The sequence below is a fragment of the Streptomyces diastatochromogenes genome (assembly GCF_002242805.1).
Lineage (GTDB): Bacteria > Actinomycetota > Actinomycetes > Streptomycetales > Streptomycetaceae > Streptomyces > Streptomyces diastatochromogenes.
The window spans coordinates 218,295-233,252 of the sequence record NZ_MCGQ01000052.1; the positions used below are offsets into that span (position 1 = coordinate 218,295).

Sequence of the window (14,958 nt, forward strand, 5' to 3'; positions counted from 1 at the left end):
CGTCAGTCGCTGAGCGCCTCGATCACGCTGGCGAGGTGGGCGCGGACGGCCGCTTCGGCCGCCTGCGGGTCCCTGGCACTGATCGCTTCGATCATCGCCAGGTGCTCGTTCAGGGATTGCTGGGGACGCCCGGGCCTGAGCGCCAACTGGAAGCGGTGGCGGACCAGTTGGGCGTTCAGCCGCTCCAGCAGCTCGACGGCGGTCTGCTGTCCGGAGATCTCCCGGATCCGGTCGTGGAGTCGGTGGTTGAGTTCGGAGTACGTCACCGGCTCGCCGTCGGCGACGGCCTTCTGCATCGCCGCGCCGAGGTCGGCCAGCCCGGCCAGCTGCTCGTCGCTCGCCGCGACGGCCGCCTTCGCCGCGCACAGTCCTTCCAGGACCATGCGGCACTCCGTGATCGCGACCGCTTCCTCCACGGTCACCACCCGCACCCGCGAGCCGCGGTTGCGGATCCGTTCGACCAGTCCCTGGGCCTCCAGATCGATCAGTGCCGCCCGGATGCTGGCCCGCGTCACACCGAACTGCTCGGCGAGTTCGTTCTCCACCAGCCGCTGGGCCGGTGCCATCTCGCCGTGCAGGATCGCCTGCCGCAGCTGCGCGAGCGCATGCTGTTTGGCCTGCTCTCCGGTGGTCGGACGGGCTTCCTTCGGCATGTGTGCCCTCCCTGAGTGAGTGCCTGTCGAACGTAAATCTAGCCAAACAAGATTGTCAACAATTTTGTTCGCGCTTTCTGCTGCCGCTGGGGCCCGCGTCAACCCGCCCGGTACAGCTCGGTGAGCAGTTCGCGCACGGCCTGGTGGGCGGGGTGCGGGTCGTCCCGCCACCAGGCGAGGCGCACGGCGACGGGTTCGGCGTCGCGCACCGGCCGGTAGACGATGCCGGGTCTCGGGTACTGGTTCGCGGTGGACTCGGCGGTCACGCCGATGAAGCGTCCGGCGGCGATGGCGGTGAGCCAGTCGTCCACGTCGTGCGTCTCCTCGACGGCCGGCCGGGCGCCGGGCGGCCACAGCTCGGGGGTGGCCGTGCCGGTGCGGCGGTCGATGAGGAGGGTGCGGGCGGTGAGGTCGGCGAGCCGGACCGACCGGCGCCTGGCCAGCGGATCGTCGGCGGCGAGCGCGCACAGGCGCCGCTCCAGGCCGACGATGGCGGTGTCGAAGCGCCGGTCGTCCAGCGGCCTGCGAATCACCGCGAGATCGCAGGCGCCCTCGGCCAGCCCCGCGGACGGGGAGTTGACGCGCACCAGGAGCAGATCGGTGCCGGGGTGCGCGGCGGTCCAGCGCCGCTGAAAGGCCACGGTGTGGCGGCCGAGCGCCGACCAGGCGTAACCGATCCGCACCCGCTCGTGCCCCGAGGTGGCCTCCCGGACCAGCTCGGTCACGTCCGCGAGCACCCGCCGGGCCTGCGCCACCACGCGCAGCCCGGTCGCGGTCGGGGTCACCGCGCGCGAGGTGCGCCTGAGCAGCCGTACGCCCAGGGCCCGTTCGAGGGAGGCGAGGGTGCGGGACACGGCGGCCTGGGAGACGCCGAGGGCGATGGCCGCGTCGGTGAAGGTGCCCTCGTCGACGATGGCCACGAGGCAGCGGAGCTGGCGCAGGTCGATGGTGTCGGCGTCGTGCATACGCTCAGCGTATAGATCGGCCCGTGCATGCATTTTGTGCAAGCAGCCTGGTGGCGGACCATCCGGACATGCCTCAAGCTCTCGAACGCCCTGCCACCGGGACCGCGACCACCACCCCGTCCGGCTCCGCGCCGCAGGCCCGGCGCCTGGCCGGGGTCGCCACCATGTTCGGCAGCGGCCTGTCCAACCAGACCGGCGCGGCCATCGGGGCGCTGGCCTTTCCCGTGCTCGGGCCCCTCGGCGTGGTGGCGATGCGTCAGTACGTCGCCGCGCTGGTCCTGCTGGCCGTAGGCCGGCCACGCCTTCGCTCCTTCACCTGGCACCAGTGGTGGCCGGTGCTGCTGCTCGCGGCGGTCTTCGGCACGATGAACCTCACCCTGTACACCGCGGTCGACCGGATCGGCCTGGGCCTCGCGGTGACCCTGGAGTTCCTCGGCCCGCTCACCATCGCGCTGGCCGCGTCCCGGCGCCGGCTGGACGCGGGGTGCGCGGTGCTGGCGGGGGCCGGGGTCGTGGTCCTGATGCGCCCGCAGCCCTCGACCGACTACGTGGGGATGGGCCTCGGCCTGGTGGCCGCCTGCTGCTGGGCCTCGTACATCCTGCTCAACCGGATCGTCGGCCGTCGCATCCCCGGGGCCCAGGGCGCGGCCGCCGCCGCGACGGTGTCGGCGCTGGCCTTCCTCCCGGCCGGGATCGCCGTCGTCGTACGCCACCCGCCCACGGCCGGGGCCCTGCTGTGCGCCGTCGCCGCCGGGGTGCTCTCCTCGGCCCTGCCCTACCTCGCCGACCTGCTCACCCTGCGAACCGTGCCCGCCCAGACCTTCGGCCTGTTCATGAGCGTCAATCCGGTCCTCGCGGCCGTGGTCGGCTGGATCGTCCTCGGCCAGACCCTCGGCGCACCGGAGTGGGCGGCCATCGGCGCGGTCGTCGCCGCGAACGCGACCAGCATGCTGACGACACGCAGCTGAACTACCGTCCCGGTACGGGCTGGGCTCCCCGCCCGGCCGGCGCGGGCGCGGACTCGGCCCACCGCCTCCAGCCGGGCTCACGCCGCGAACGGCCTCAGCCCAGCAGATCCGGTCGGCTCACGACCCGCACGGAGCCAAACCACCGCCTCCGGCCGGCTCACTCAAAGCGCGGGCTCGCCCCACCGCCACCGGTCAGCTCACGCCAGGCCGAGAGCTCAGCTCACCGCTACCCGCCAACCCACCCCAGGCGCAGACTCGCCCCACCGCCACCAGCCAGCTCACGCCAGGCCGAGAGCTCAGCTCACCGCTACCCGCCAACTCGCCCAAGGCGCAGACTCGCCCCACCGCCACCGGCCAGCTTGTGCCAGCGCAGAACTCGACTCACCGCCTCGGCCAACCCACCCAAGGCGCAGACTCGCCCCACCGCCACCGGTCGGCTCGCGCCAGGCGAGAGCTCAGCTCACCACCACCGGCCGACTCACCGAAGGCACGGGCCCAGCCCAACACCTCGCGCCAACTCGCCCAAGGTGCACGCTCAGCCCACCGCCGCCAGCCGGCTTGCGCCGATCGCAGGGTCAACCCACCCACCCCGCGAACACACGCCGGCCGCGGGCCCAGCCCACCGCCTCGCACCAAGTCCCCGTCAGCCCACAACCTCCTTCCAGCTCGCCCCCGCCGCCACGGCCTGGCGCCAGCGTCGGATCGTCTTGGGTGGCATGCCGACGGCGAGGGCTCCGGCGAGGCGGTCGCCGGTGCGGTACGCGGCCACGAAGTGGCCCTCGGCCAAGTCGCCGTCGACGAAGGCCAGTTCGTCGTGTCCGCGCAGATAGCCGTATGCCTGGATCTTCAGGTCGTACTGGTCCGACCAGAAGTACGGCACCGGCGCGAACGGCTTGGCCGCCTCGGGGTTGAGCAGGTTCCGGGCCGCGGCCATGCCCTGCTCCGCCGCGTTGGTACGGTGCTCGATCCGCATCCGCACCCCGAAGTGCGGGTGGTGCCAGCGGGCCACGTCCCCGGCCGCGTACACGCCCGGCGCGGCCGCGCAGTACTGGTCGCACACCACCCCGTCGGCGACGGTGAGTCCGCTGCCCGCCAGCCACTCGGTGTTGGGCAGCGAGCCGACTGCGACCAGCACCTCGTCGGCCTCGACTTCCCGGCCGTCGCCGAGCCGCACCCCCTCCTCGGTCACCTCGGTGACGGTGACGCCGGTGCGCAGGTCGACGCCCCGCTCCAGGTGCGCCCGGGACAGCACCCGGCCCACCTCCTCGCCGACCGCGTGCGCGAGCGGCACCGGTGCCGGTTCCAGGAGCGTCACCCGCGCGCCCAGCTTCCAGGCCACGGCGGCGGCCTCCGCACCGAGGAACCCGGCCCCGACCACCACCAGCCGCAGCCCCGGCCGGAGCCGGTCCCGGAGGGTGAGGGCGTCGGAGAGCGTGCGCAGGACGTGGGCGCCCTCACCGGGCAGCCGGCGCGGACGCACACCCGTGGCGATGACGAGTCCGTCGTACGGCAGCACCGAGCCGTCGGCCAGCCGCAGCGCCTGGTCGGCAACGTCCATGCCGGTCGCGGCCACTCCCAGCCGCTGGTCGAGGCCGAGTGCCGCCAGGTCGGCGGGCGGGCGCAGCCGCACCCGCTCCGGCGGCCACTCGGCGGCCAGGACCTGCTTGGACAGCGGGGGCCGGTCGTACGGCGGATGCGGCTCGTCGCCGACGAGGGTGAGCGTGCCGTCGTAGCCCTCGCGGCGCAGCGTCTCGGCCGCGGCGAGCCCGGCGGCCGAGGCGCCGACGACGACGATCCGCTTCACCTTTCCGCCAGGCGGATCGCTGCGGCCGGGCAGACCGCGACGGCCTCGCGGACCCCGTCGAGGGAGTCCGCGCCGGGCGTCTCGTCCAGCAGGAAGGCGATGCCGTCCTCGTCCCGCTGGTCGAACACCTCGGGGGCGGCCAGCACGCACTGCCCCGACGCGACACACTTGGGCTCGTCCAGTTCCACACGCATGGTCTTCTCCTCCGTCTTCCCGTGGGGTCCCGTCACCAGGCGACCGGCAGCTCGTGGACGCCGTAGATGAACGCGTCGTGCTTGAACGGGACGTCCTCCAGGGCGCAGGCCGGCCGCAGGGTGGGGATGCGGCGGTAGAGGGTGCCGTAGACGACCTGCAGCTCCATGCGGGCCAGCGGCTGGCCGAGGCACTGATGGACGCCGAAGCCGAAGGCGACGTGCCGGCGGGCGTCGCGGGTGAGGTCGAGGCGGTCGGGATCGGCGAAGACCTCGGGGTCCCGGTTGCCGATCTCGTTCACCATGATCAGGCCCTCGCCGGCCTTGACGACCTGGCCGCCGATCTCGATGTCCTCGGTGACGGCGCGACGCCGGCCGAGATGGGTGATGTGCAGGTACCGCAGCAGTTCCTCGACGGCTCCGGCGATGAAGCGGGGGTCGTCGCTCTCGCGCAGGAGGGCGAGCTGGTCGGGGTGCTGGAGCAGGGCGAGCGTGCCGAGGGCGATCATGTTGGCGGTGGTCTCGTGACCCGCGATGAGCAGCAGGAGTGCCATCTCCGTCGCCTGCTGGTGGGTCAGCTCCCCGGCGATGACCCGCCCGGCGATGCCGGAGAGCAGATCCTCCTGGGGCCGGGTGACGCGTTCGCCGATGAGTCCGGCCAGGTAGGCGGCCACCTCACGGCTCGCCTGTCCGCGCTGCTCGGGGGTGGCGTCCCGGTGGACCATGGTCTTGGTGTGGTCCTGGAAGAAGGCATGGTCGGCGTAGGGCACACCGAGCAGTTCGCAGATGACCAGGGAGGGGATCGGCAGAGCGAACGTCTCGACGAGATCGGCGGGGTTGGGGCCGGCCAGCAGGTCGTCGATCAGGCCGTCCACGATGCGCTGGACCGCGGGCCGCAGCGCCTCCACGCGTTTGACGGCGAAGGGGGCCGTCACCATCCGGCGCAGCCGGGCGTGTTCGGGGTCGTCCATCATGATGAAGCTGAGCTTGCCCTCACCGGCGGCCGGGCTCGCCTTGGTCGGGTAGCCGGGGCGGTCGGGGTCCGCGCTGACCCTGGGGTCGCCCAGGAGCGCGCGCTGGTCGGCGTAGCGGGTGACGAGCCAGGACTCGCTGCCGTCCCACTGCCGCACCTTGACCAGGGGAGCCTGCTGCTGCAGCTCCTTCAGGGCGGGCGGCGGGTCGAAGGGGCAGCGGGCCGCCCTCGGCATCGGGAAATCGGGGACGAGGGTGTCGGCCATGACGTCTCCTCGGTGGTGGGGGACTCCGGGATGAGCACATGCAAACAGAGCTGGCTGACCGCTTCCGGTTCGTTTCCTGACGGGAACCTGACGTGACGCGGATCACAGAGCGGGGGAGGCCTCAATTGCATTCAGAAACAGGGGAGTTCACGTCGCACTGCCGAGCCAGTAGCCGAAGCCCCGGCGCGTATGGATCAGCGAGGGCTCATCCCGGTCCACTTTGCGTCTGACCCGGGAGACAAGTTGCTCGATGGCGTTCTCACCCCGGAACTCACCCCACACACACCGGCTGATCTGCTCCTTGGAGAGCACCTTGCGGGCGTTGACGAGGAGATGGCGCAGCAACCGGTACTCGGCGGGGCTGAGATCGAGCGCGCGACTCCCCCGGCGCGCCTGACAGGTCATGTCGTCCAGGACCAGGTCGGCATAGTGCAGCGCACCACCTCGGCGCCCTTCGTCACCGGACACGTCGGCGCGCAGTAACACCTTGATCCTGGCCAGGACTTCGGCGATCCGGACCGGCTTGGTGACGCAGTCCCGCTCACCCGCGCCGAGTGCGGGGACGAGCCGGGGCAGCACGTCGCAGCCGGCGAGCAGGAGCACCGGGGGGCGGTAGGCGACCGCCCCCGTGTGCGCCAGATCCGCCAGGCCCGGCAACTCCGCGTCGACCACCACCAGTTGGTACGGCCGCTCGCTGAGCCTCCGGGCGATGCCGGGCCCGGTGTCCGCCGCGCCGATCCGGTAGCCCGCCAGCTCCAGCGTGATGGCGAGCAGTTCTGCGGTGTCCGGTTCACCGGCGGCGATCAGGAGGTGCGGTCCGCCGCCACCGGCAGCTGTTCCGCTACCGCGGGCAGACGTTCCACCGCCACGGGCGGATGTCCGGAGGTCTGCGGGCATGATCATGACCCTACTCCCATGCTTGCCTGACTCAAGCAATACCAATGAGCTTGCTTGACTCAAGTAACTCACATGTGCTTGCCTAACTCAAGCAAGCCCATCCGGGCCGGGCCCGTTCTGAGCGGAGACGGGCCCCAGCGCGCCGTACCCGTGGGGACGGAAACACGGCGCAGTCCCCGGGCCGGACCGTCGGACCCTTCCCCCGGGGCCGGCGCCCGGCCCGGGGACGTCCTCCTCCCCCTTCCCCGCTCACCCCTTGCCCCTTGCCCCTTGACCTCCGGAAAGCGAGTCGCCCCATGGCCACCATGAAGTCCGTACAGACCGGAGCCGTCGGCAAGGTCGAGGTGGTGGACGTCGAGCGTCCCGTGCCCGGTCCGAAGGACGTACTCGTGAAGATCCGTGCGTGCGGCATCTGTGGCACCGACGTCACGTTCCTGCACATGGGCGGCATGCCGGCCCGGGCACACCTGGGCGGCGAGCTGGTGCCGGTCGCCCTGGGCCATGAGCCGGCCGGCGAGATCGTCGAGGTCGGCGCCGAGGTCACGGAGCTGAAGGTCGGCGACCGTGTGGTCGTCAATCCGCAGGACGCGCCCACCGGCATCATCGGCTGCGGCGGCCGGTACGGCGGCATGAGCGAGTACCTGCTCGTGGAGAACGCCACGGTCGGCCGGAGCGTCGCGGTGTTCCCCGACACCGTCCCCTTCGACGTCGCCTCCCTCAACGAGCCGATGGCGGTCGCCCTGCACTGCGTCAACCGGTCCGGGGCCCGGCCGCAGGAGAAGGTGGTGGTGTTCGGCGCCGGGCCGATCGGGCTCGGGGCCACCATCTGGCTGAAGCTGCGCGGGGTCGAGCACGTGGTGGTGGTCGACGTCCTGCCCGGACGCCTGGAGAAGGCCCTCGCCGTCGGCGCGGACGCCGTGATCAACTCCGCCGAGGAGGATGTCGCCGCCCGGCTGACCGAGCTGCACGGACCGGGCGCCAACGCGCTCGGCCAGCCCCGGCCGGGCACCGACCTCTACATCGACGCCGCCGGTGCCGCCGCCGTCTTCAACACCGTCGTGGCCTCCGCCAAGTGGGGCGCCAGGCTGGTCATGGTGGCCGTACAGAAGAAGGGGTCCGAGATCGACCTCGGGGGCATGCTGCGCAGCGAACTGACGCTCATCGCCTCCCAGGGCTATCCGACCGAGATCTTCGAGGTCACGCCCCAGCTGATCGAGCACCACGAGCGCTTCGCGCAGCTCATCAGCGACCGGGTCCCGTTCTCCGCGGCCGACCGGGCCTTCGAGCTGGCGCTCACCCCGGGAGCCGCAGAGAAGGTCGTGGTGACCTTCGATGCGTGAGCGGTCAGCGGGCGCGGGTGACCGGCGCCAGCCACAGCCCCACGATCGCGTCGGCGAGCCCCGTGGCGGCCTCGCTCCAGGTGGCACGCGGGGTCGGGGTGCCCTCGGCGAGGGCGCGCTCCCGCTCGGCACAGGTGTGCAGGATCAGCGCCCGGACCATCTGGCCGCGTTCGGCACGGACCTCGGCGGGCAGCTCGGGCAGGGTGCGGTTCAGGTTGTCGATCGCCTCCCGCAGCGCCGGCGAGGTCAGGGACTCCTCGACCACGATCTCGTGCAGCGCCGGGTCGGTCATCACCTGGGCGCAGAACCTGGCGTACCAGGTGGGGCTGCCGAGGCCGGCCAGGTGCTCGGTCACCGGGCGCACCAGGCAGTCGATCCAGTCGCGTACGTCGGCGGAGCCCTCGGCGGTGGTCAGGGCCCGTTCCCGCAGCGCCTCGATGGGTGCGGAGTGCCGGCGTGCCACCGCGCGGACCAGGTCGGCCTTGGTGCCGAAGTGGTAGCCGACCGCCGCGTTGTTGCCCTGGCCTGCGGCCTCGCTGACCTGGCGGTTGGACACGGCGTACACGCCGTGCTCGGCGAACAGCCGCTCCGCCGCGGTCAGGATCGCCTCCCGCGTCGCGCTGACCTGCTCCGCCCGCGCCGTCCTGCCCGCCATGCTCACCACCGCTCCGGGACTGCGCACCGCCCTGGGGCAGCCAGTCCCGCGCACCGCCTCAGGTCCTCGACCGGGGCGGCGAGGTACAGCCAGGGAAGCCTACGGGGCGCGCCGCGGCCTTGACGGACAGGTCCCGCGTGGGCCGCCTTGTCACGTCGCTCTTTCACGTCGCTAATGTAAGTCAAGCACTTGACTTAAACAGCCGTCCGTTCACCTGTCCTACGAAAGGTCCCGTCTCTCATGTCCGACGCCCCCGTCCGGCCCGCCGAGGCCGGCAGATCCGCCCCGTCGCGCTCGAACGCCGTGGTCGCGGTGCTCGCTCTGGCCGGTATCACCGTGTCGCTGATGCAGACCCTGGTGATTCCGATCGTCCCGGAGCTGCCCGTCTATCTGCACGCCTCGGCGTCCAACGCGGCCTGGGCGGTCACGGCGACGCTGCTCGCCGCCGCCGTCGCCACTCCGGTGGCCGGCCGGCTCGGCGACATGTTCGGCAAGCGGCGTCTGCTGCTGGTGAGCCTGGTGCTGCTGGTGGCCGGCTCGGTGGTCTGCGCGCTCAGCGACTCGCTGGTGCCCATGATCGTCGGCCGTAGCCTGCAGGGTCTCGCGGCCGCCGTGGTACCGCTGGGCATCAGCATCATGCGCGACGAGCTGCCGCCGGAGCGGCTGGCCGGCTCGACCGCGCTGATGAGCGCCTCGCTCGGCGTCGGCGGCGCGCTCGGTCTGCCCGCCGCGGCCTTCATCGCGGACCACTTCGACTGGCACGTGCTGTTCTGGACCTCGGCCACGCTGGGCGTCGTCGCCTTCGCGCTGGTGCTGACCCTGGTGCCGGAGTCCCGTGTGCGCACCGGCGGGCGGTTCGACCTCGTCGGATCGCTCGGCATGGCGGTCGGGCTGGTCTCGCTGCTGCTCGCGATCTCCAAGGGCGCCGACTGGGGCTGGGGCAGCGGCACCACGCTGGGTCTGTTCACCCTGGCGGTCGTGGTCCTGCTGGCCTGGGGCTTCTTCGAACTGCGTACGGCACAGCCGCTGGTGGACCTGCGCACCACCGTCCGCCGCCAGGTCCTGTTCACCAACCTGGCCTCCATCGCGTTCGGCTTCTCGATGTTCGCGATGTCCCTGGTCCTGCCGCAGCTGCTCCAGCTCCCCACGCAGACCGGCTACGGCCTGGGCAAGTCCATGATGACCGTGGGTCTGGTGATGGCTCCGCAGGGCCTGGTGATGATGGCGATGGCTCCGGTCTCCGCCCTGATCACCAAGGCGCGGGGCCCGAAGATCACGCTGATGATCGGCGCGGTCATCGTGGCGGCCGGATACGGTCTCAACATCGTGCTGATGAGCGAGGTCTGGCACCTGGTCCTGGTGTCCTGCGTCATCGGCGCGGGCGTGGGCTTCGCCTACGGCGCCATGCCGGCCCTGATCATGGGTGCCGTGCCGGCGTCGGAGACGGCCGCCGCCAACAGCCTCAACACGCTCATGCGCTCCATCGGCACCTCGGTGGCCAGCGCGGTCGCGGGTGTGATCCTCGCGCAGATGACGATCAGCCTGGGCGGCCACGCCCTGCCGTCCGAGAACGGCTTCAAGGCCGTCATGGCGATCGGCGCGGGCGCCGCCGTCCTGGCCTTCGTCCTCGCCTCCTTCCTCCCCCGCCACCGCCCCGCGGGCGCGCCCGAGGCGCCTACGACCGCGGAGCCCGCGGCCGAGACGGTGGGCTAGGAAGCGCGAGCGGGCTTCCCGTGGAGCGGCGACCTCAGCTGCAGCGACCGTCCGTCCGGCCGCTGTCGCGGAGCGCCGCTCTGCCGGAGCCGGTGTCCGTCACCGGGCCCCGCCCGGTCCGTACGACCACCCTGACCAGAGAATCCCGTCGAAGGAACGACCAACGTGGAGTTGCCGTGCGTGTGGTGATCGCCGAGGACAACGCGTTGTTGCGTGAGGGGCTGGTGCTGCTGCTCGGCTCGGTCGGGCACGAGGTGGTCGCGGTCGCCGGGAGTGGTCCGGAGATTGTTCCGGCGCTGCTGGCCCACCGCCCGGACATCGCCGTACTGGATGTACGGATGCCGCCGCTCTTCCGGGACGAGGGGCTGCGTGCGGCGCTCGACGCGCGGCGGCATCTGCCCGGGCTGCCGGTGCTGGTGCTGTCGCAGTACGTCGAGGAGTCGTACGCGGCCGAGTTGCTGAGCGGTGGCGCTCGCGGGGTGGGTTATCTGCTCAAGGACCGTGTGGGCCGGGTCGACGAGTTCCTCGACGCGCTGGAGCGGGTCGCGGGCGGCGGCACGTCCCTCGACCCGGAGGTGGTGACGGAGCTGATGACCCGTCGGGAGGGCTCACCCCTGGACGCGCTGACCCCGCGCGAGCGGGAGGTGCTGCAGTTGATGGCCGAGGGCCACGACAACACCACCATCGCCAGTTCCCTCGTCATCACCGAACGCTCGGTCAGCAAGCACATCGGCAACGTCTTCCTGAAGCTGGGTCTGCCGCCCAGCGACAGCGGACACCGCCGGGTGCTGGCCGTGCTCGCCTACCTGCAGCACGCGTGAGCGGCGGACACCCCGGAACCGGAGGACGGACCCCATGACCATCCGTGTGCTGCTCGCCGACGACCAGGCCCTGCTGCGGGCCACCTTCCGGATCCTGATCGACACCTGCGCGGGCATGGAGGTGGTGGCCGAGGCCACGGACGGCATCGAGGCGCTCGCGCTCACCCGCGCGCACCGGCCGGACGTGGTGCTGATGGACATCCGGATGCCCGGCCCGGACGGCCTGGCCGCCACCGCCGCCATCTGCGGCGACCGTGACCTGTCCGGCACCCGGGTGCTGATCCTGACCTCTTTCGAGGCCGAAGAGGACGACGAGGGCGACGAGGGCTACAAGGACGACGAGTACGTCGTCCAGGCGCTCAGGGCGGGGGCCAGCGGCTTCCTCGGCAAGGACGCCACCGCCGAGGCGCTGCTCGCCGGCATCCGCACGGTGGCCGCCGGCGAGGCCCTGCTCTCCCCCGCGGCCGTCCGGACGCTGATCACCCGCCTGCGGGCCGTGCCGGGCACCGACGGCCGCCCTCCCGCGCCCGAGCGGCTGGCCGCGCTCACCGCCCGGGAACGGGAGGTCACGGCGCTGGTGGCACAGGGCCGGTCCAACGAGGAGATCGCGGCCCGGCTGTTCGTGTCCCCGCTGACGGTACGCACCCACGTCCACCGGGCCAGGACGAAGCTGGCGGCCCGCGACCGCGCCCAACTCGTGGCGCTGGCCTATCAGTCGGGTCTGGTGGCGGCCCGGCCCGAGGCGACCGGCCGCTGAGACGGGCCCGTTCAGGGGAACCGGTGCCGAAAGGCGCGTGAGGGCGCCGGGACCGGTCGACACCTTCAGCCGTGACCGCCGTGACCCTGCCCCTCATCGCGCCGATGCTCGCCACCCCCGGCAGGCTTCCGCCCGCCGCCCAGGACGAACGGTGGGCGTACGAGACCAAGCAGGACGGCCAGCGGGTGATGGTCTACCTGCCCGGCGACGGCGGCGTGCTGCTGCGCGCCCGCTCCGGCGAGGAGATCACCGGCGCCTACCCCGAACTCCGGCCGCTCGGCGGTGCCCTGGGCGGCGCGGCCGCCGTCCTGGACGGCGAGGTGCTGGCCCTGGACGAGCAGGGGCGGGCGGACTTCCAGCTGCTGCAGGGCCGGATGGGCCTCGCCCACTCCCCCGCGCGGGCGGCCCGCCGGGCCGCCCAGGTGCCGGTCCACCTGGTGCTGTTCGACGTGCCCTACCTGGAGCGCCCGCTGCTCAGGCACCCTTACGCCGAGCGGCGGGCGCGGCTGGAGGAGCTGGGCCTCACTGGACCGTACTGGTCGACGCCGGCCGCGGTGACCGGGCACGGCGCCGAGGCCCTGCGAGCGACCCGGGAGCACGGTCTCGAAGGGCTGGTGTGCAAGCGGCTGGACTCGGTGTACGAGCCCGGGGTGCGCTCCCGCGCCTGGATCAAGATCCGCAACATGCGCAGCGAGGACGTGATCGTCGGCGGCTGGCTGCCGGGCAAGGGCCGGCTGACGGGGCTGCCCGGCGCGGTGCTGGTCGGCCAGCGGTCCGGCGGCCGGCTGCGCTACGTGGGCGGGGTGGGCACCGGCTGGAGCGAGGCGGAGCGGACGGAACTGGCGGCGCTGCTGCGGGCCGCCGCCAGCATCGAGTGCCCCTTCGACCCGGTGCCGCGGATCCCGGACGCCCACTGGGTGCTGCCCCGGCTGGTCGGCGAGGTCAGCTACAGCACCCGGACCCGGGCCGGGATGCTCCGCCAGCCGTCCTGGCTGCGGTTGCGCCCCGACCTCACGCCGGAGGAGTCGTCGGCGGACATCCCGGACGACCGTCCGTAGGTGTTCCGCGGGGCTTCACTCGTGGGACGCGTGTGACCTCTTGGCAGCGCAGCGCCCGGCCGGGATGCTGAACTCCCTTGCGCCCCACCGCTGTTGGAGGTCCTCAGTGTCGTCGTCCACTTCCCGTGTCCGGAGCGGCAGATGGCTCGGCGTGCTCGCCGGTGCCGCCGCTCTCGTCGTCGCCTTCCCGGCCGCCGCCTTCGCCGCACCGCCGCTCGCCCTGCCCGCGAACGCCGAGCCCGCCGAGCTGACGTACCAGCCGGCCTTCGACTACGACACGGACGGCTGCTATTCGACGCCCGCGATCGGCCCGGACGGCAGCATCAACGGCGGCCTCAAGCCGACGGGCGCCCTCAACGGCAGCTGCCACGACGCCTCCGACCTGGACAACACCAACAGCTACTCGCGCTACAAGTGCAACAACGGCTGGTGCGCCTATCTGTACGGCCTGTACTTCGAGAAGGACCAAGCGGTCCCCGGCAGCAGCATAGGCGGGCACCGGCACGACTGGGAGCACGTGGTGGTGTGGGTGCAGGACGGGCAGGTGCGGTACGTGTCGACGTCCAACCACGGCTCGTTCACCGTGCACCCGGTCTCCGAGGTCCGCTTCGAGGGCGGCCACCCGAAGGTCGTTTATCACAAGGACGGCATCAGCACGCACTGCTTCCGGCTCGCCAACGCGAACGACGAACCGCCGGAGAACCACAAGCACACCTGGCAGTACCCGCCGCTGGTCGGCTGGAACGGCTACCCTCCGGGCCTGCGCGACAAGCTGAGCGCCTACGACTTCGGCAGCGCCCACTTCGGCCTCAAGGACGCGAGTTTCCCCTCCCACCTCGCCTCGGCCAAGCCGTCCGGGATTCCCTTCGACCCGAACGCCTGACCCACTCCCGAACGTCCGCTTCGGCGTGGGGGACATGACGGGGTATCACGCCCGAGGGTCTATCGTGTCCCCCATGTCCGTCCCGGAACTGATCCGTATCGTGTCCCGCGACTCCCCGATGGCTCTCGCCCAAGTCGAGCGCGTGCGCGCCGAGTTGGGTGTGCTGCATCCGGGGGTGCGCACCGAGGTCGTACCCGTGAAGACCACGGGTGACAAGTGGCTCGGCGACCTGTCCAAGGTCGAGGGCAAGGGGGCGTTCACCAAGGAGGTGGACGCGGCCCTGCTGGCCGGGGAGGCGGACCTGGCGGTGCACTGCGTCAAGGACGTGCCCGCCGACCGGCCGCTGCCCGCCGGCACGGTGTTCGCCGCGTTCCTGAAGCGGGACGACATCCGTGACGCGCTGGTGCACCCGGGCGGGCTCACCCTCGACGAACTCCCGGCCGGCACCCGGATCGGCACCTCCTCGGTGCGCCGCGTCGCCCAGCTGGCCGCCACGCACCCGCATCTGGAGTGCGTGCCGTTCCGCGGGAACGCCAACCGCCGGCTGGAGAAGCTGGCCGCCGGCGAGGCGGACGCGCTGCTGCTCGCGGTGTCCGGTCTGGAGCGGATCGGCCGCCAGGACGTGATCAGCGAGGTGCTGTCCCCGGAGGCGATGATGCCGCCGATCGGTGCGGGCATCCTCGCCCTGCAGTGCCGGGAGGGCGACACGGAGCTGATCGACGCGGTCAGCGGGCTCGGCGACCCGGCCACGCACCGGGAGGCCACGGCCGAGCGGATGTTCCTGCATGTGCTGCAGGGGCACTGCAACAGCCCGATCGCCGGCTACGCGCACGTGGACCGCGGCGGTGAACTCTCCCTGCGGGCCTGCGTGTTCACCCCGGACGGCAAGACACGGCTGAACGCCCACGAGTGGGCGGGCCGGCTGGACGCGGCCACGCTCGGCACCTCGGTCGCGGTGGCGCTGCTGCGGCAGGGGGCCCGGGAGATCATCGACGGCATCCCGCACTGACGGCAC

General features: G+C 72.3%; 15 protein-coding genes. 8 read left to right on the forward strand and 7 right to left on the reverse strand.

Translation table 11 applies throughout. The features are described 5' to 3' along the window. Positions 1-2 precede the first annotated feature (2 nt). Entirely contained in the window at positions 3-653 is a 651-nt protein-coding gene (locus tag BEK98_RS42645) for a GntR family transcriptional regulator (protein ID WP_094222193.1), read from the reverse strand. 98 nt (positions 654-751) lie between these two features. After that, positions 752-1,618, reverse strand: a complete 867-nt coding sequence (locus BEK98_RS42650; RefSeq protein WP_094222194.1) for a LysR family transcriptional regulator — start codon at positions 1,616-1,618, stop codon at positions 752-754. A 68-nt stretch (positions 1,619-1,686) separates the two neighbouring features. Here BEK98_RS42650 and BEK98_RS42655 point away from each other — a divergent pair, with 68 nt between their 5' ends. Next, positions 1,687-2,586, forward strand: coding sequence for an EamA family transporter (locus tag BEK98_RS42655; protein WP_094222195.1), 900 nt, complete (start codon positions 1,687-1,689; stop codon positions 2,584-2,586). Positions 2,587-3,229: 643 nt separating this feature from the next. Here BEK98_RS42655 and BEK98_RS42660 read toward each other — a convergent pair. From BEK98_RS42660 to BEK98_RS42675, 4 genes are all read right to left on the reverse strand, one after another. Next, positions 3,230-4,390: an NAD(P)/FAD-dependent oxidoreductase gene (locus BEK98_RS42660; RefSeq protein WP_094222196.1), complete on the reverse strand. Its 1,161-nt coding sequence runs from the start codon at positions 4,388-4,390 to the stop codon at positions 3,230-3,232. After that, positions 4,387-4,584 carry a ferredoxin gene (locus BEK98_RS42665; RefSeq protein ID WP_094222236.1) on the reverse strand — a complete coding sequence of 66 codons (198 nt, stop codon included), beginning with the start codon at positions 4,582-4,584 and terminating at the stop codon, positions 4,387-4,389. Before BEK98_RS42665 ends, BEK98_RS42660 begins: the two co-directional genes overlap by 4 nt. Positions 4,585-4,616: 32 nt before the next feature. Beyond that, positions 4,617-5,819 (reverse strand): cytochrome P450, encoded by a 1,203-nt coding sequence (locus BEK98_RS42670; RefSeq protein WP_094222197.1) that lies wholly within the window; start codon positions 5,817-5,819, stop codon positions 4,617-4,619. A gap of 147 nt (positions 5,820-5,966) precedes the next feature. After that, the gene (locus BEK98_RS42675) at positions 5,967-6,716 is read right to left on the reverse strand and encodes a response regulator transcription factor (protein ID WP_094222237.1); all 750 of its coding nucleotides are present in this window, start codon (positions 6,714-6,716) and stop codon (positions 5,967-5,969) included. Positions 6,717-7,012: 296 nt separating this feature from the next. Here BEK98_RS42675 and BEK98_RS42680 point away from each other — a divergent pair, with 296 nt between their 5' ends. After that, entirely contained in the window at positions 7,013-8,056 is a 1,044-nt protein-coding gene (locus BEK98_RS42680) for a zinc-dependent alcohol dehydrogenase (protein WP_094222198.1), read from the forward strand. Positions 8,057-8,060: 4 nt separating this feature from the next. On the opposite strand, the gene BEK98_RS42685 is transcribed toward BEK98_RS42680, so the two are convergent. Then, positions 8,061-8,711: a TetR/AcrR family transcriptional regulator gene (locus BEK98_RS42685; RefSeq protein WP_094222199.1), complete on the reverse strand. Its 651-nt coding sequence runs from the start codon at positions 8,709-8,711 to the stop codon at positions 8,061-8,063. A 240-nt stretch (positions 8,712-8,951) separates the two neighbouring features. Here BEK98_RS42685 and BEK98_RS42690 point away from each other — a divergent pair, with 240 nt between their 5' ends. The 6 genes from BEK98_RS42690 to hemC all read left to right on the forward strand — a co-directional run bounded on the left by BEK98_RS42690 (position 8,952) and on the right by hemC (position 14,952). Then, positions 8,952-10,424 carry an MFS transporter gene (locus tag BEK98_RS42690; RefSeq protein WP_094222200.1) on the forward strand — a complete coding sequence of 491 codons (1,473 nt, stop codon included), beginning with the start codon at positions 8,952-8,954 and terminating at the stop codon, positions 10,422-10,424. A 176-nt stretch (positions 10,425-10,600) separates the two neighbouring features. Next, on the forward strand, positions 10,601-11,245 hold the full coding sequence (locus BEK98_RS42695; RefSeq protein WP_094222201.1) for a LuxR C-terminal-related transcriptional regulator: 645 nt from the start codon (positions 10,601-10,603) through the stop codon (positions 11,243-11,245). A 34-nt stretch (positions 11,246-11,279) separates the two neighbouring features. Beyond that, the gene (locus tag BEK98_RS42700; RefSeq protein ID WP_094222202.1) at positions 11,280-12,002 is read left to right on the forward strand and encodes a response regulator; all 723 of its coding nucleotides are present in this window, start codon (positions 11,280-11,282) and stop codon (positions 12,000-12,002) included. Positions 12,003-12,082: 80 nt separating this feature from the next. After that, complete coding sequence (locus BEK98_RS42705) at positions 12,083-13,060, forward strand: ATP-dependent DNA ligase (RefSeq protein WP_094222238.1); 978 nt, start codon at positions 12,083-12,085, stop codon at positions 13,058-13,060. A 106-nt stretch (positions 13,061-13,166) separates the two neighbouring features. After that, the gene (locus BEK98_RS42710; protein WP_094222203.1) at positions 13,167-13,943 is read left to right on the forward strand and encodes an NPP1 family protein; all 777 of its coding nucleotides are present in this window, start codon (positions 13,167-13,169) and stop codon (positions 13,941-13,943) included. Between the two features lie 73 nt (positions 13,944-14,016). Further along, positions 14,017-14,952, forward strand: a complete 936-nt coding sequence (hemC, locus tag BEK98_RS42715; protein WP_094222204.1) for a hydroxymethylbilane synthase — start codon at positions 14,017-14,019, stop codon at positions 14,950-14,952. The last annotated feature ends 6 nt before the right edge of the window (positions 14,953-14,958 follow it).

Excerpts from the sequence above, each read along its gene's own strand:
- BEK98_RS42680 (WP_094222198.1), top strand. The coding sequence starts at position 7,013 with ATGGCCACCATGAAGTCCGTACAGACCGGAGCCGTCGGCAAGGTCGAG.
- BEK98_RS42655 (WP_094222195.1), top strand. The coding sequence starts at position 1,687 with ATGCCTCAAGCTCTCGAACGCCCTGCCACCGGGACCGCGACCACCACC.
- hemC (WP_094222204.1), top strand. The coding sequence starts at position 14,017 with ATGTCCGTCCCGGAACTGATCCGTATCGTGTCCCGCGACTCCCCGATG.
- BEK98_RS42650 (WP_094222194.1), bottom strand. The coding sequence starts at position 1,618 with ATGCACGACGCCGACACCATCGACCTGCGCCAGCTCCGCTGCCTCGTG.
- BEK98_RS42700 (WP_094222202.1), top strand. The coding sequence starts at position 11,280 with ATGACCATCCGTGTGCTGCTCGCCGACGACCAGGCCCTGCTGCGGGCC.
- BEK98_RS42685 (WP_094222199.1), bottom strand. The coding sequence starts at position 8,711 with ATGGCGGGCAGGACGGCGCGGGCGGAGCAGGTCAGCGCGACGCGGGAG.
- BEK98_RS42670 (WP_094222197.1), bottom strand. The coding sequence starts at position 5,819 with ATGGCCGACACCCTCGTCCCCGATTTCCCGATGCCGAGGGCGGCCCGC.
- BEK98_RS42675 (WP_094222237.1), bottom strand. The coding sequence starts at position 6,716 with ATGCCCGCAGACCTCCGGACATCCGCCCGTGGCGGTGGAACGTCTGCC.
- BEK98_RS42690 (WP_094222200.1), top strand. The coding sequence starts at position 8,952 with ATGTCCGACGCCCCCGTCCGGCCCGCCGAGGCCGGCAGATCCGCCCCG.
- BEK98_RS42645 (WP_094222193.1), bottom strand. The coding sequence starts at position 653 with ATGCCGAAGGAAGCCCGTCCGACCACCGGAGAGCAGGCCAAACAGCAT.
- BEK98_RS42665 (WP_094222236.1), bottom strand. The coding sequence starts at position 4,584 with ATGCGTGTGGAACTGGACGAGCCCAAGTGTGTCGCGTCGGGGCAGTGC.